Annotated in this window: 14 protein-coding genes; 5 read left to right on the top strand and 9 right to left on the bottom strand. The window is 66.7% G+C overall.

The genetic code is table 11. The features are described from left to right. Nucleotides 1–63: 63 nt before the first annotated feature. The gene (locus tag VHC04_RS13185) at nt 64–435 is read right to left on the bottom strand and encodes a hypothetical protein (protein ID WP_325681908.1); all 372 of its coding nucleotides are present in this window, start codon (nt 433–435) and stop codon (nt 64–66) included. 95 nt (nt 436–530) lie between these two features. After that, on the bottom strand, nt 531–1265 hold the full coding sequence (locus tag VHC04_RS13180) for a response regulator transcription factor (protein WP_325681906.1): 735 nt from the start codon (nt 1263–1265) through the stop codon (nt 531–533). A gap of 352 nt (nt 1266–1617) precedes the next feature. Between VHC04_RS13180 and VHC04_RS13175 the strand changes: the two genes are divergently transcribed. Both VHC04_RS13175 and VHC04_RS13170 read left to right on the top strand, forming a co-directional pair. Continuing rightward, nucleotides 1618–3969 (top strand): xanthine dehydrogenase family protein molybdopterin-binding subunit, encoded by a 2352-nt coding sequence (locus VHC04_RS13175; RefSeq protein ID WP_325681904.1) that lies wholly within the window; start codon nt 1618–1620, stop codon nt 3967–3969. After that, entirely contained in the window at nt 3966–4325 is a 360-nt protein-coding gene (locus tag VHC04_RS13170) for a hypothetical protein (RefSeq protein WP_325681902.1), read from the top strand. Before VHC04_RS13175 ends, VHC04_RS13170 begins: the two co-directional genes overlap by 4 nt. 132 nt (nt 4326–4457) lie before the next feature. Here VHC04_RS13170 and VHC04_RS13165 read toward each other — a convergent pair whose 3' ends face one another. After that, a complete protein-coding gene (locus VHC04_RS13165) occupies nt 4458–5888 on the bottom strand; it encodes an aldehyde dehydrogenase family protein (protein ID WP_325681900.1) in 1431 nt (476 codons plus the stop codon). 197 nt (nt 5889–6085) lie between these two features. Here VHC04_RS13165 and VHC04_RS13160 point away from each other — a divergent pair, with 197 nt between their 5' ends. Then, nucleotides 6086–7513 carry an NAD-dependent succinate-semialdehyde dehydrogenase gene (locus tag VHC04_RS13160; protein WP_325681898.1) on the top strand — a complete coding sequence of 476 codons (1428 nt, stop codon included), beginning with the start codon at nt 6086–6088 and terminating at the stop codon, nt 7511–7513. Between the two features lie 528 nt (nt 7514–8041). After that, entirely contained in the window at nt 8042–8347 is a 306-nt protein-coding gene (locus VHC04_RS13155) for a ribosome modulation factor (protein ID WP_325681895.1), read from the top strand. A 111-nt stretch (nt 8348–8458) separates the two neighbouring features. Here the strand turns inward: VHC04_RS13155 and VHC04_RS13150 are convergent, their stop codons facing one another. From VHC04_RS13150 to VHC04_RS13140, 3 genes are all read right to left on the bottom strand, one after another. After that, nucleotides 8459–9124 (bottom strand): antibiotic biosynthesis monooxygenase family protein, encoded by a 666-nt coding sequence (locus VHC04_RS13150; protein ID WP_325681893.1) that lies wholly within the window; start codon nt 9122–9124, stop codon nt 8459–8461. 42 nt (nt 9125–9166) lie between these two features. Next, complete coding sequence (locus VHC04_RS13145) at nt 9167–9595, bottom strand: response regulator (RefSeq protein WP_325681891.1); 429 nt, start codon at nt 9593–9595, stop codon at nt 9167–9169. Between the two features lie 161 nt (nt 9596–9756). Next, on the bottom strand, nt 9757–11700 hold the full coding sequence (locus VHC04_RS13140; protein ID WP_325681889.1) for an AI-2E family transporter: 1944 nt from the start codon (nt 11698–11700) through the stop codon (nt 9757–9759). Nucleotides 11701–12030: 330 nt separating this feature from the next. Here VHC04_RS13140 and VHC04_RS13135 point away from each other — a divergent pair, with 330 nt between their 5' ends. Next, nucleotides 12031–12420 (top strand): PRC-barrel domain-containing protein, encoded by a 390-nt coding sequence (locus tag VHC04_RS13135; protein ID WP_325681887.1) that lies wholly within the window; start codon nt 12031–12033, stop codon nt 12418–12420. Nucleotides 12421–12494: 74 nt separating this feature from the next. Here the strand turns inward: VHC04_RS13135 and VHC04_RS13130 are convergent, their stop codons facing one another. The 3 genes from VHC04_RS13130 to VHC04_RS13120 form a co-directional block, all read right to left on the bottom strand. Then, nucleotides 12495–13478 carry a 2-dehydropantoate 2-reductase gene (locus VHC04_RS13130; protein ID WP_325681885.1) on the bottom strand — a complete coding sequence of 328 codons (984 nt, stop codon included), beginning with the start codon at nt 13476–13478 and terminating at the stop codon, nt 12495–12497. After that, nucleotides 13475–15010 carry an acyl--CoA ligase gene (locus VHC04_RS13125; RefSeq protein ID WP_325681883.1) on the bottom strand — a complete coding sequence of 512 codons (1536 nt, stop codon included), beginning with the start codon at nt 15008–15010 and terminating at the stop codon, nt 13475–13477. Before VHC04_RS13125 ends, VHC04_RS13130 begins: the two co-directional genes overlap by 4 nt. Nucleotides 15011–15130: 120 nt before the next feature. Further along, nucleotides 15131–15754, bottom strand: a complete 624-nt coding sequence (locus VHC04_RS13120; RefSeq protein ID WP_325681881.1) for a hypothetical protein — start codon at nt 15752–15754, stop codon at nt 15131–15133. Between the last annotated feature and the right edge of the window lie 86 nt (nt 15755–15840).

Raw genomic sequence — 15840 nt, 5'->3', positions numbered from 1 at the left:
CAGGGGGCGGAGGCTGGATGGAGACGCGGTGGAGGCGGCCCCTCCCCCTGCGCCGGATACGGCTCAACCCGAGGATGGACGACCGGGCAAATGCCGCTTCAGCAGGCGAACCAATGAAGAGACCGACAGCGATGCCATCGCCGAGCGGTGCGGGCGCATTTCGTAAAGCCAGGCGCCACCCCCGTCCGCGGTCACCGCCAGCACCTTGGCGTCCGGCGTGGCCCGCAGCAGGGGAACCGCGCTGCGGTCATCCTCGGTCCCCGGCAGGCCCAGCACCACGAGGTCGGGCGCCAACCCGACCAGGCCATCCGGCAGCGTGTCGCGAGAGTCCAGCACGCCGACCACGTCGATATCGACATGCGGCTGCAACACATCGACAATCAACGTGCGGAGCAGAGGCGGCGTTGTCACGATCACAGTGCGAACGCGGGTCACGGTCCGATCCCGTCAAGCAGTGTCAGGACCGCATCCTGCGTCGGCCCGACCGCACGGGATATCAACCGCTCGGTGGAGAAAGGATGGAGCCGGGCTCAGCCCCCGATGCAGTCCCCGATGGGACCGCCAACCGAGTTCCCGGCCGGATTCGTTGCGCCGCCGTCATGCATCCAGGAAGCGACCTGGCTGCGCCGCTGCAGGTTCAGCTTCGCGAAGGCATTGTGGACGTGCGATTTGGTGGTGGCCAGGCCGATATCCAGGCGGCGGGCGATTTCCTTGTTGCTGAGACCGGTGCCCACCAGGCGCACGATCTGCAGTTCCCGCGGCGTCAGGGCCTGGTCCGGGCTTGCCTTCGCCGCCGCGGGCGGCCTGGCGCCGACCCGCTGCAACAGGGCCGCGGCCACCAGCGAAGAGCAGGCCTGCCGGCCCAGGCCGATATCGCGGATCAGCCGGGGCAAGTCCCGTGTGGCGGCGCTGCTGGGAATATAGCCGTCGATCCCGGCATCGGCCCAGGACAGCACCGCCTCGGCGGTCTCCGACACCGCGAAGACGACCAGTTTCAGGCTCGCGCGCAGGGCCCGCAGCCGGCCGATCGCTTCCCTGCCGTGCCGCGCGGCGGCGTCCAGCAGGATCATGTCAGGCCGCAGGTCGCGGGACAGGCCCAGGGTCTCGGTCGTGTCGGCGCCCTGGCCGAGGACGGTGAGGTCGGGATGGCGCCCCAGCACTTCGGTCAGGCTTTCGCGCACGAAGCGGATGTCGGATGCGATGACCAGCCGCAACGGGTATGACACGGCCTTGCCGTCCTGATCATGCTCTGGAACAGGAAACATGAGGGCTTTCCCCGAATTTACCGGGACAGGACCGGGTGAGCGTCCAGCCGGGTGGCGCAACGAATTATGGAGTCCATTGGACCGCGACTCAAGATTATTCGACCTGTCATTCACCCATACTGGCCAGGTCATCCACCGGCCGAACGGATCATTCGCGAACACCTGTTTCCACTGATATGAAATACTGCACATGCCGTGGCCTATTCATGACGATACGTTGAAATCGGTCGTAATCCGTCACGTTCAGATCGCGGCACGTCCCGGTTGCAGAACAAAAAGAGGGCGTGATGGCGGGTTGCGGTCATGCGCTGTATCCTGTTGGATATGGCGTCACTCACCGCCAGGGCCACTGATGAACGCACCCTTCGACCCAAGCCAGTTGCGTAGCGGCAAGTTCGCCATCGGTCAGCCGGTGTCCCGCAAGGAGGACCCGGTCCTGCTGCAAGGCCGGGGCCGCTACACCGATGACCTGAACCGGCCGGGTCAGCTTTACGGCGTGATCGTGCGCAGCCGGGTCGCGCATGGGGTGATCAACGCCATCCACACGCAGGACGCCGCAGCGATGCAGGGGGTGCGCGCGGTGATCCTGGCCGCCGACCTGGACGCCGCCGGCATCGGCAACATGCCGGCCGCCTCCGGCAAGCACCGGGACGGATCGGCCACGCCGCGCCCGCCGCAGCGGCCCCTGGCCACCGACCGGGTGCGCTATGTCGGCGAACCGGTCGCCCTGGTGGTGGCCGACACGGTCAAGCAGGCCAGGGACGCCGCCGAGGCGGTGTTCGTCGACATCGACCCGCTGCCGGCGGTTACCACCGCCAGTGAGGCGGCGGCGCCCGGCGCGCCGCTGCTGCACGACAGCGCGCCCGGCAATCTCTGCCTGGATTTCCATTTCGGCCCGACCGAGGAGGTCACCGCCGCCTTCGAACGCGCCGCGCATATCACCAGGCTGTCCTTGCGCAACAACCGCATCGTGGTCTGCCCGATGGAGCCGCGCTCCGCGATCGGCGACTTCGATGCCGAGACCGACCGCTATGTCCTGCGCCTGGGCTGCCAGGGCGTGTTCGGACAGCGGGCGCTGATCAGCGGCATCCTGGGCGTGCCGCGGGAGAAGGTGCATGTCCTGACCGGCAATGTCGGCGGATCGTTCGGCATGAAGGCATCCGCCTATCCGGAATATATCTGCCTGCTCCATGCCGCCCGCAGGTTGGGCCGGCCGGTGAAATGGACGGATGAGCGGTCCGACAGCTTCATGTCCGACAGCCATGGCCGCGACCATGAGATGGTGGCGGAGCTGGCGCTGGACGCCCGTGGCCGGTTCCTGGCCGTGCGGGTGACCGGCTACGGCAACCTGGGTGCCTGGCTGAGCAACGCGACGGTGATCCCGCCCACCATGAACACGGTGAAGAACATCATCGGCGTCTACGCGACGCCGCTGATCCAGGTCTCCACTCAATGCCTGTTCACCAACACCACGCCGGTGGGTGCCTATCGCGGCGCCGGCCGGCCCGAAGGCAACTACTACATGGAGCGGCTGGTGGAGACCGCGGCGCGCGAGACGGGCATGGACCCGATCGCGCTGCGCCGGCTGAACCACATCCGGCCGGAGCAGATGCCGTATAGCGCGCCCTCGGGCATGGTCTACGACGGCGGCGAGTTCACCGCGATCCTGGACCAGGCGCTGGAAGCGGCGGACTGGGACGGCTATGCCGCGCGCCAGGCCGAGACGCGGGCGCGCGGCAAGGTGCGGGGGCGCGGCATAGGACATTACCTTGAAGTAACGGCCGACGCGGGCGCCGAGATGGGCGGCATCCGGTTCGAGGAGGACGGCGCCGTCACCATCATCACCGGCACGCTGGACTATGGGCAGGGCCATGCCTCGCCGTTCGCGCAGGTGCTGTCCGACCGGCTGGGCGTGCCGTTCGAGAAGGTAAAGCTGCTGCAGGGCGATTCCGACGAGTTGCTGGCCGGCGGCGGCACCGGTGGCTCGCGCTCGATGATGCAAAGCGGCGGGGCGATCGTCGAGGCCAGCGATTTGGTGATCGAGCGCGGCAAGAAGGCGGCAGCCTTCGTGCTGGAGGCGGCCGAGGTCGATATCGAATTCGCCGATGGCCGGTTTTCCATCGCCGGCACCGATCGCGGCATCGGCATCATGGAGCTGGCGGCGACCTTGCGCGCCGCGCCCGCGCTGCCGGACGACGTGCCGGCCACGCTGGATGTCAGCCACGTGTTCAAGGGCGTGCCGTCGGCGTTTCCGAATGGCTGCCACGTGGCCGAGATCGAGCTGGACCCGGAAACCGGCGTGGTGGAGATCGTCCGCTACAGCTCGGTGAATGATTTCGGCGTGCTGATCAACCCGATGCTGGTCGCCGGCCAGGCGCATGGCGGCATCGCCCAGGGTGCCGGCCAGGCGCTGATGGAGCGGGTGGCCTATGATGAGACCGGGCAGCTCATCACCGGCTCCTACATGGATTATGCCTTGCCGCGGGCATCGGATTTTCCGAACCTGGGGTTCCAGAGCCACCCGGTCCCGGCGCGCACCAATCCGCTTGGCGCCAAGGGCTGCGGGGAGGCGGGCTGTGCCGGTTCGCTGCCCGCCGTGATGAACGCCGTGGTCGACGCGCTGTCGGCGTTCGGCATCACGCATATCGACATGCCGGCCACCCCGCACCGCATCTGGCAGGCGATCCAGGAGGCTCGGGCATGACCGATCGTCCCGACATCGAGGGCGGCGAACTGATCAGCGTCAGAGCCATGGATGGAGGCCGGGGCTTGCGGCTGCGGCTGCGCGACCGGAACGGGCGGCCCAGGACGATCACGCTGCCGTCCGACTGGCTGGGCGCCATGCTGGCGGCGCTGCCGTGGCCATCCGAGGGTGACGAAGTCCACGCGGTGGCAAGCTGGAGCATCGATCGCGGCAATGGGGAGGATCTGTTGCTGACCTTGCGCACCCCGCGAGGGCAGGCCATGACGTTCGCGCTGAAGCCATGGCAGGTCGCTGGAATGGCGACCATCGCCACTTACGGCGGCGCGGCGCCTGTCCCGAGGAAATCGCTGCACTGATCACGACTCCTGGCCGCCGCCGCAGGGATTTCCGCTAAAAGATATTTTATCGTAAGAAACGACAGCCGATCTGATCATAAAACGATATCAGATCGACCCGCTCGGCGGAGGGAACCGCCGAGCGGGAGGGGATCAGGCGGCGTCGTAGCCGATGACGGCCTTGATTTCGGTGAAATCGTCGATCGCCCATTTGCCGTATTCACGGCCGTTGCCCGACTGCTTGTAGCCGCCGAACGGGGCCGCCGTGTCGCCGGCCGGATAGTTCACGAACACGTTGCCGGCCCGCATCTCGGCGGCGACGCGGCGTGCGTGCTGCAGATCGGCGGACTGGACATAGGCGGCCAGGCCATAGACCGTGTCGTTCGCCAGCCGGATCGCTTCCGCTTCGTCCTTGTACGGCAGGATCGACAGCACCGGCCCGAAGATCTCCTCGCGCGCGATGGTCATGTCGTTGCGGACATTGGCGAAGACGGTGGGGCGGACGAAATAGCCGCGGTTCAGGCTTTCCGGCCGGCCGGGGCCGCCGCACACCAGTTCCGCGCCCTCATCGATTCCGGCCTGAATCAGGCGCTGGATCTTGTTGAACTGCACTTCGCTGACCACCGGGCCGATCGTCGTGTTCGGGTCGTCGACGTGGCCCACCACGACGCGCGCGGCGGCGGCCTTGGCGATCGCCTTCACCTCGTCCTGCCGGTCGGCGGGAACGAACATCCGGGTCGGCGCGTTGCAGGACTGGCCGCTGTTGCCCATCATGCCCAGCACGCCCTTGGTCACGGCGGTCTGGAAATCGACGTCCGGCAGCAGGATGTTGGCCGACTTGCCGCCCAGTTCCTGGCACACGCGCTTGACCGTCGTGGCGGCGGCCTTCGCCACCAGGATGCCCGCGCGGGTCGAGCCGGTGAACGACATCATGTCGATATCGGGATGAGACGACATCGCCTCTCCGACCACGGCGCCCTCGCCCTGCACCATGTTGTAGACGCCGGCCGGCACGCCGGCGGCGTGCAACACTTCGGACCAGATGATGGCGTTCAGCGGCGCCACCTCGGACGGTTTCAGCACCATGGTGCAGCCGGATGCGATGCCGGGCGCCACCTTGCACACGATCTGGTTGATCGGCCAGTTCCAGGGCGTGATCAGGCCGACGACGCCGATCGGCTCGCGTGCGATCAGCGTGGTGCCCTCCACGCCCTCGAACGGGTAGGTTTCCAGCACCTGGATCATCCGGGTCAGGTGGCCGGTGCCGGTGGCGGCCTGACGCTCCAACGCGAACTTCAGCGGCGCGCCCATCTCCTGCGACAAGGTTTCCGCGATGTCCTGCTTCCGCTTGTTGTATTCGGACAGGATGGCCCGCAGCAGGTCCAGCCGGTCCTTGCGCGAAGTGCGGGAGAAGGATGGAAAGGCCGCCTTGGCGGCCGCGACAGCGCGGTCGACATCCTTGGGCCCGCCAACGGCGATCTGGGTGAAGGCTTCCTCGGTCGACGGATTGACCACATCCACCAGGGAAGGCTGCAACGGATCGACCCATTGGCCGTTTACATAATGTTGGCGTTCGTGCTGCACGTGCTGCCTCCTCCGGGGCGGGTTTCGACCGACGCTATATACGGCGGGATACGCCGTAAGGCAAAGCCGGCCAGGGTCACCCGGACTGGACGGCAGGCCATCTTCGATATATCCACAAAGGAATAGCGCAAGGGAATGGCGATCGCATGAACCGAAGCGCACACATCGAAGCGCATGAACCGAAAGGAAGCGTGGCCATGGCACAATATCCGGATCTGAAGCTGTTCATCGCCGGGGAATGGCGGACAGCGGGCGGTGCGCCTGTCATCAACCCGGCGGATGAGACCACGCTGGGCACCGTCCCGCATGCCAGCCGCGCCGACCTGGATGACGCGCTGGCCGCCGCCCAGGACGGGTTCCGCGCCTGGTCGCGCACCGCGCCAGCCAGGCGCGCCGAAATCATCCTGCGGGCGACCCAGCTGATCCGCGAGCGGGTCGAGGACCTCGCCGTTGCCATGACCCTGGAGCAGGGCAAGCCGATCGCCCAATCCCGGCTGGAGATCATCCGCGGCTGCGAGATCATCGAATGGGACGCGCAGGAAGGCCGCCGCGTCTATGGACGGATCATCCCCAGCGAGCCCGGCATGCGCCATTCCGTGCTGCGCCAGCCGATCGGCGTGGTGGCCGGGTTCTCTCCGTGGAACTTCCCGATGAGCTCGCCTGCGCGCAAGGTGGGCGGCGCGCTGGCCGCGGGCTGCAGCATCATTCTGAAGGCGTCCGAGGAAACGCCCGCCGGGGCGGTACAGCTGGTGCAGGCCTTCGCCGATGCCGGCCTGCCGCGCGGCGTGCTGAACCTCGTATTCGGCGTTCCGTCGGAGATTTCCGAATACCTGATCCCGCAGCCTTCGGTCCGGCTGGTCACCTTCACCGGCTCCGTGCCGGTGGGGAAGCATCTCTCCGCCCTGGCCGGCGCGCACATGAAGCCCGCGATCATGGAACTGGGGGGCCATTCGCCTGTGTTCGTCTGCGACGACGTCGATCCGGCGTCGACGGCCGCGAAATCCGTGGTCGGCAAGTCGCGCAATGCCGGCCAGGTCTGCGTCTCCCCGACGCGCTTCTTCGTCGAGGACGCAATCCATGACCGCTTCGTGGAATCCTTTACCCAGAAGGCCGCGGCCTTGAAGATCGGCAACGGCCTGGATCCGGCGATCGAGATGGGACCCTTGGCGAACGAACGCCGGCTGGCGGCGATGGATGCGCTGGTGACCGATGCCAAGGCCAAGGGGGCTCGGGTCACCACCGGCGGCAGCCGGATCGGTAACCGTGGATACTACTACCCGCTCACCGTGATCGCCGATATTCCCGACAATGCCCGCGCGATGCGGGAGGAGCCTTTCGGCCCGCTGGCGCTGATCAGCCGCGTGCGCAATCTGGATGAGGCGATCGAGAAGGCAAACGCGGTGCCGTATGGCCTGGCCGGCTATGCCTTTACCAACTCAGCCCGCAATGCCGATCTGCTGGCGGAACGGGTCGAGGTCGGCAACCTGTCGATCAACCACTTCACCGCCTCCACCGCCGAAACGCCGTTCGGCGGTGTCAAGGATAGCGGTATCGGTCGCGAAGGCGGGGTCGAGGGGCTGCAGTGCTACACGGTGGTGAAGAACGTTTCGCGCCTGACGGCATGACGGAGACAGGGCGGCTGGCGTACGCATGTCGGCCGCCGCATGTCCCGCCAAGCCGCCGGCCAGCGGCGACCACACGACCATGCCCACGCCCTTCGGCGCGCAGGCCGGCACCAGTTCCTCCTCGATATCGCGCACCACCAGCCCGCTGTTTCCCAGTCGCCGATACTGCATGCGTGTCTTCTCCATATGGCCGATTGTCCGGCATGCCTGTCCAACACACGCCTGCCCCCGACACGCCTGTCCGGCACGCCGCTGATTGTATCTCCGCCGTATCGCTCGCATCGCTGTAATGAAACGGAAATAGCGCTTGCGGGCGTGGAGAGGCCGCAGCGCGGGCTAGCTTCGTGCCCCGCTCACCTCCGCGCCGGCCGTCCGGTTTGGCGTTGGCCCGCTTTCGTATAGCCTACACCGCGAGCGCCGGGGGCCGACGGCCGGAAGGCGCCGAAGGCGCTCTCGAATCAAAGATTGCAGCGCACAATAGGGTGGATCTGCAGCTTGTTGTGCTCTGGCGGCGGGAGGGAGAATGACGTGGCCCTATGCGACCCCGATCGGGAGGAGGAGGAAGGCTATCGCGCCGCCCAGGCCGGATCTGGCCTTGATCGGAACCCCTATCCGCCGGGCACGATGCGGTTCGACGACTGGCGCCGGGGCTGGCAGATCCGGCACATCGAGACGCGGATTGAGCGGGATCGCACCGTGACGCCGGATGAGGTCGGAGAGAGCCTGGCCGACAACCCGCACCCCCGCGGCACGATCCGTTATGAGCAGTGGCGGGATGCGTGGCAGGTAAAGCAGTTCCGGTTGCGGCGGGCACGGCGGACGAGGCCGGCCTGACATCAAACGGCGCTGATACCGGCTGTTCCGTTTCGCCGTTGCCTCAAGCCATCCGCACCTTCGCCGAAAAGGCACAGCTATGGAACGGTTTCCGACGGCCTTATCGTCGGATCAGCGGGGATCCGCAAAATATTGCGGCGCCTCCCGCCGGTCCCGCAAACCGTAATCCCGCACCACGCGGATCTGGCGCAGCCGTCCGCGCGAGGGGAGGCGAGCCGCGGTCCGGAACGCGTCGGCCGCCGCCCGGTCGTGCCATGCCAGCATCAGAATGGCGGCGCCCGGCGTCAGGACCGCATCGAACACATCCCAGCCGACCAGGCCGTATGCATCCGGCGCCCATCCAAGGCGGCGGGCAATCGAGTCCGCCGTGTCGGCGCCGGCGGATGAGGTATCCGCCGGAGCATCGACCAGGGTGATTGCCGGGGCATCTCCCACCTCGGTCTCATCCAGGCGCTGCTCCCGCAGCGTGTGACCCGGCGGCGGCTGCGTATCCGCCACGACCTGCCCGACGCGCAGGTGATAGTCCTGGAAAATCGCATCCCGTCCCTGTGCCTGCGCGGCATGGTGGCGGGCCTGGGTTCGCCAGCGTACCAGCGCCTTTTCATCGCGCCAGCAGGACAGCGACAGCAGCCAGCCCGGGCGGGTAAGGCTGCGGTACCGGATATTGTCGATGAAGCCGTCCATCCGTTCCAGTTCCGGCCGCAGGCTTCCAGCGATGGCCATGTAGGCGTCCCAGGATTCGGCATGAGGCTGGACTTCGAAGATCACCGAGAACATGGCCCGCCCTGTCCAACACCTCAGTCCCCATTGTGATCGTCGTTACACCGCCGGCGACGCGTCGGCGCGATGCACTGCGTCCAGCAGGGCCGCGATCGCAAAGGGTTTCAACAGATAGATGCGTTGGCCGGCAATCAATTCCTTCGCCTGCTCTGCATCCCCCGTCATCAGGATGACCGGAATCTGCTGGCGATCCGCTTCCAATGCAACCTGCCAGTTTGGACCATCGGGCAGCACGCAATCCAGCAGGACGAGATCGATCGAATCGCTCAACAGGTAGTCGACGGCGTCCGTCACGTTCGAGACGCAGACGACTTCATGGGAATCGCCTAGCACGTCGGCGATGACCACGGCCAGCGGCTCCTGGTCCTCTACCACCAGGATGCGCCGCTGCCGGGTCATGGCCGGAAATCGATCGGGAAACTCGGTATCGAAAGCACTGGTGACTGCCACTTCGCCCTCCGGAAACACAGGCCTTTCATCAGGTGGTCGGAAGCATTGCATCGCCCGCGTTGCCGGGGCACCAAACAGTTTGTGAACCTCCCGAGAGACCGATCACAACTGCATGACCGAACCGCGGCCACCTTTCATCCAATGCTGGTACGAAACGGCGGCGACGCGGTTCAGGCCGTTCAGGCAGCCACGCCCTGACCCGGCTTATGGGCGATCGCCAGGCACTCGTTCACCGCGTCGCGGAGCGAGCCGACAAAGATTGCACTGCCGGCCATTTCCTTCGCCGAAGGGTCGCGCAGGAACGGGTCGTCCGGCGACCAGAAACCCACCAGGATGGGACGATCGGGAAAGCGCTGCCGTGCCCGGCGAATCAGGTAGCGCATGTGCGGCGGGTTATCAGCGATCTCCAGGTAGGTGATGCAGATCAGGCCGACGCCGGCTGGATCGATGCGGTCGATGGATGCCCGCGAGACCTCCTGATGTGGCACCGCGCGTGCGCCGAATCCTCGTTTCCGCAGCAGTTGCCTCAGAATTTCTGCCGCCGTGTCGTCCAGCGGCCCGCGGCCGGCGACGCACAGCACACTGCCCTCGGCCTGCCAGGCCGGACCGACGGGTTCGCCATGGTCGTTCGTGATCTCGAAGATCGCCGACGGGCGGGCATCGCCACGTGGAACGCCCGACACCTCGACGGCCGAGCCGTGCGTCCTTGCCTTGCTGGTGTCAGGCGTCACGTCGTCGTGCATGTCCAGATCTTCGATCACGCTGTCGATATCATCCCGGATCTTGGCCAGCTGTGCGGGCAGGATCGCCCGCCGCGACACGTCACGGGCGAGCAACTGCAAGGCCGGAAAGGCGACGTCGTCGTAGTAGGCGGACAGAGAGCGTGCGTGCAGCAGCGATTCCGCCTGTTGGACCACTTCGTCCGGATCGCCTGCCAACAACCTTTGATAGAACGTCTCAGTCGGTGTCAGCGCCGGTCGGTCGCCCAGCAGAACGTCAAAGAATTCCAGGTGCCGGACATGGCGTCCCAGCACGACCAGGCACAACGTCAACGGTGTCGACAGGATCAGGCCGATGGGACCCCAGATCCAGCTCCAGAAGATCGCGACCAGCACGACAGCGGTCGGCGACAATCCCGCGCTGCTGCCGTACAGCAGCGGCTCCAGCACCTGGCTGGTGACGAGTTCCGCCACCACGAACAGGCTGGCGGTCCACAGCATGACCGACCAGCCCGGATAGACGACCGCCGCCAGGGCGACCGGGAAAAAGGCGGAGCTGACGGCGCCGATATACGGCACGAACCGCAGCAAGGCCGCCAACACGCCCCACAGCACGGGACTTGGCAGGCCGATGAAGAACAGGCCGAAGCCGATGAACAGGCCGAAGCTGCCATTAATGGCCGCCTGGGTCATGAAATACCGGGTCAGCCGGTGCACGGCATCATCGATCGCCAGGGTGGTGCGGTGCAGATCGTTCGACCCGAACAGCCGGATCAGGCGGTCCCGCAGATCCTCCTGCTGCGTCAGAATGAAGATCGTTACGACCAGGACGATCGCCAAAGTACCCAATGGCGACAGGATGGGCGCCAGGAATTCACGCCCAGCCTCCAGATAGGTGGTGGGCGTCGATTCGATCACCACCGGCATCGGTTCGCGCGCCGGCCTCACACCGGTCAGCGACTCGGCCGTCGGCAGCGGATGTCCCGGGGTGGTGCCCAGATGGCGCGTCAAGCCGTGGACCGCATCGGTAACCGTGCCTCGGATGGTCTCATATTTCTGCAAGGCAGTCGCCTGGTATTGCGGCAGGTTGCCGACCAGCGTCGCCAGCTGCGATCCGATCAGCATGCCGATCAGCAGGACGACGGCCAGTGCCGCGACGACGGAAGCGATCGCGGCAACGACCTTTGGCAGTCGTGCCCGCTGCAGCAGACGCACCAGCGGAGCTAGGAAGAAGCTGAGGAAGATCGACAGCGTGATTGGGATCAATATTTCGCGGGCGAGATACAGCGCGGCCACGATGACCACGCCGGTCGCGAGGCTCAGCAGGGCGCCTGGCCTGGGGGTTTCAGCGGCCGGAATGTTCATGTTGGGCCGGGAATTCAACCCCAGCAGATCGTTCGGCACCTCGATGGGCTCCTGTTCGCGGCTGATACCTGATTGCCCCCGATCGTGACACGATCATCTGGTCCGGTGGCATAATCACGTGCCACGGCTCGTCCGATCCCGTCGCCATCAGACCATGGCAGGCCCAGCCTTTCCCCCAATGACCCGCGTTGGAAGATGGGTTATGGCCTGTGGCGGCGGCACGCGAGCGTCAACTGCGCGTGTACGTTTCGCCCTTCAACGGTTTGTGTGGGCATGCACCGGTTTGTGCCCCGCCGCCGGCAACCCATCTGCGGTCGGCCTCTCGGGCCTGGACCCGGATGCCAAGAGGATGCCAAGAGGGAGAATCGCATGAAACACATCCTTGCCACGCTTGCCGTGGCCATCATGATCGTCGCGGCTTTCGGCGGCCCGGCCCTCGCGCAAGGTACGCCGCAGACCGTCGTGCTGATGAAGGTGGACCCGCAGAGCCTGGCCACCGGCTTCCGCGCGTCGAAGATCATCGGCAGCAGCGTCGCCAACGAGGCGAATCAGACGATCGGCACCATCGATGACCTGATCGTGACGCCGGGCGGTCAGGCACCCTACGCGGTGCTGTCGGTGGGCGGTTTCCTGGGCATCGGCAGCAAATACGTGGTCGTGCCGGTCACGGCGCTGAAAATGGTGAAGGACAAGGTCGAATTGCCTGGCGGATCCAGGCAGGCGCTGGAGGGTCTGCCCGCGTTCAAATACGCCAATTGAACCGGCCGGCGGCCATCGTTGCATCCGGGACCGTCATGTCTCCCGCCATCCGGAGCGGGAGACGGCCGTTCGGGCTACGGTCCGGCGTAGCATCCCGCCTGGCGGCCGCGTTCGCGCACCAGTCCCAGAACGGCGGCACAGAGCGGCATTGGCAGGCTGACGACCTGTCCCAGCTCGACCACGGCGCCGAGCAGTGCGTCGATCTCCATCGGGCGGCCGCGCTCGAGGTCCTGCAACATTGACGTCTTGTGCTCGCCCACCTCGGCGCCGCCTGCGATGCGCTTGTCCACGTCGATGGCGAAACGCACCCCCAGCGCCTCTGCCACCGCCTTCGCTTCCAGCATCATGCCGCGGCAAAGCGCTCGCAGCTCCGCATCGCCGGTGATCCGGTCCAAGGTCGCGCAGGTCAGGGCGGAGATGGGATTGAATGCCAGGTTGCCCCACAATTTGACCCATAGTTCGTCACGGATCTTCGGGCGTATCGGTGCCTTCAGGCCGGAGGCGATCATCAGTTTCGACAGCGCCTCGATCCGCGGCGTCCGCGCGCCGTCCGGTTCGCCCAGTGTGAAGCGGTCGCCATAGGTATGCTCGATCACGCCCGGCTCGGTCACTTCCGCCGCCGGATACACGACGCAGCCTATCGCCTGGCGCGGAGGCAGTACCTGCCAGAGGCGGCCGCCCGGATCGACGCTCTGTACCACCCGGTCGCGGTACGGGCTGTCCAGCCCGTAGAAATACCAGTACGGGATGCCATTGATTCCGGTCACCAGCGCGCTGTCCGGGCCCATCATGCTGGCGATCTGGTCGGCGGCGCCGGGCAGGCCGTGCGCCTTCAGTGTCACGAGGACATAATCCTGCACACCGGCCTCGGCGGCCGAACCGACGCAGCGCGGGCGGACCGTGACCGTGTCGCCGCCGGACCGCAGCACCACGCCGTTGGCCTGCATCGCCGCGAGGTGAGGCCCGCGCGCGATGAAGGTGACATCGGCGCCGACCTGCGCCAGTTTCACGCCGAGGAAGCCGCCGATGGCGCCCGCCCCGAAGATCGCGACCTTCACGCCGATAGCCCCAGCTTCTCGGCAAGGCCGATACGCTGCAGCTTGCCGGTGGCGCCCTTGGGGATTTCCGTCAGGAAGACGATCTTGCGCGGCACTTTGAAGCCGGCCAGGCGCTCGCCGCAGAAATCGCGCAGTTCGGTGTCCTTCGCCGCCATCCCGTCGCGCAGGACGATGGCGGCGGCGACCTCCTCGCCCAGCTTGGCGTGCGGCATTGCGAAGGTCAGGCATTGGGCGACGGCGGGGTGGTCCATCAGGACCTCATCCACCTCCAGCGGGCTCACCTTTTCGCCGCCGCGGTTGATCAACTCCTTCAACCGGCCGGTCAGGCGCAGATACCCGTCTGCGTCCAAGGTCCCCTGGTCGCCGGTGCGGAACCAGCCATTGGTGAAGGCCGCGGCGTTGGCGGCCGGATTGTTCTCATAGCCAGCGGTGACGTTGCGGCCGCGGATCACGACCTCCCCCAGCCCACCGGGGGGCAGCAGGTTGCCGGCCTCATCCATGATGGCGATTTCCGGCCCGGCGGCGACGCCGACACAGCCCGGATAGTGCGGCCTGGGCGGCAGCGGGTTGGAGGCCATCTGGTGTGACGCCTCGGTCATGCCGTAGGCCTCGATCACCGGCACGCCGAACATGGTCTCCATCGCCGTCATCACCGGACCCGGCAGCGAGGAGGAGGAGGAGCGGATGAAGCGCAGCCGACCCGCCGCGATCGCGTCCTTGTTGCGAGCCGCCAGCTCCAGGATCGTCTGATGCATGGTCGGAACGGCGGTGTACCAGCTCGGCCGTACTTCATTGAACCATGTGAAGAAGCGAAACGCGTTGAAGCCGGGGGAGCAGGATACCGCGCCGCCTGCCGCGACCGATGCCAGGGTCGCCGCGATCAGCCCGTGGATGTGGAAGAGCGGCATGATGTTCAGGCAGACATCGTCCGGCGTCAGCGCCAGGGTTGCGCCGATATGATAGGCCGAGGCGGTGACGTTGATATGCCGCAACGGCACGATCTTCGGCCGCGAAGTGGTGCCCGAGGTGTGCAGCACCAACGCCTCATCCTGGGCTTCGGCGAAGCCGGGTCGCGCCGCCGGCCCGGTCAATGCCGGGTTGGGAGTGAGGGTGAAGGTGCCGGCCGGCCCGCCGGCATCCGGCGCCAGCTCCACCACCGGCACGTTCTGGGTCGCGGCCGCCGCCCGCGCCGGTGTGTCCATGCCCGCTTGCACCACCAGCGCCCTGGCCCTCAGGTCGCCGAGGTAGAAAGCGAATTCTTCCTGCTTATAGGCCGGGTTCAGCGGTGCCGTGGTGGCCCCGCAGGCGATCGCCAGGAAGGAGGAAGCCGCCTCGGGCCCGTTCGGCGATACCAGCGCCACGCGGTCGCCGCGGCCGATGCCCATGCCATTCAGCGCCGCCACCGTCTTCTCGGCCAGGGTTCGCAGCCCGCCATGCGTTAGCCAGGGACGCCCCGGCGCGCCGATCGCCGGCGCCTGGTCGGAGCCACGTGCCAGCAGGCCGGTAATCGTATCGGCAGGATAGTGGAACATCGGTTGCTCCTCGCGGCAGATCGGTCAGCGTACCAAGTCGGTTCGCAAAGCACGATCCACCGCGTGTGACAAGCCGATGCTGCCGGGGCATAGGGTGCCGAGCTCCCCAGCCCCTGGCGTCTACGGCTCCCCGGCTGCGGGGGGTTTGGGCTCCTCCGCCTGGCTGGACGGTCCGCCCATGGCCTGGCTTCCGCCAATTGTTTGGCTCGCGCCCACAGTCTGGCTAGCGCCAATGGTCTGGCTCGCGCCAATCGTCTGGCTCGCGCTGGTGTTGAGCCGGTGCGGCGTCTCCGCCGGGACCTGCGGCTGGAACGCCGGCCGCGGGTGCAGTGCTGACTCGGCCGGGTCGGCCGCCGGCTTGCCGGACCGGCGCAGAGCATGCCAGGCGCGGATGTCGTCCAGCGTGACATATCCCTTATTGGTGGTGTCGATGGCGCCGAAATGCCTCGCGATGGCCTTGTAGCCGGTCTTGGCCTCCTCCATCGTCAGATGACCGTCATGGGCCAGATTGGCCTGGGCGAAACGTTCTTCCCATTTGCTGCGCTTGTGCGGCGTGGTGGCCGCGGCGGCCGAACTTCCCTGCGGTGCGGCCGTGGTGGTCGTCGGGTCGGGCGCCGGTGCCGCCGTGCTGGCACCTGATGCGCCGGGCGATACCGGCTGCACGACGGCATGCGTCTGCGCCGGCGGCGGGATCGACGGGACCGTTTCATTGGCGAGCACCGGCACAAACAGGACCGGCAGCAAAACATACGGCAACAGGTTCGGCACGGATCACTCCTTCTGAATGACGTGCCCGAAGCTTGCCGCCCGACCCTTAAGATTGGATTAAC

This window comes from Rhodopila sp., assembly GCF_035548095.1.
GTDB lineage: Bacteria > Pseudomonadota > Alphaproteobacteria > Acetobacterales > Acetobacteraceae > Rhodopila.
The sequence above is the reverse complement of the archived record's forward strand: the minus strand, read 5'-3'. Positions and strand labels throughout refer to the sequence as shown.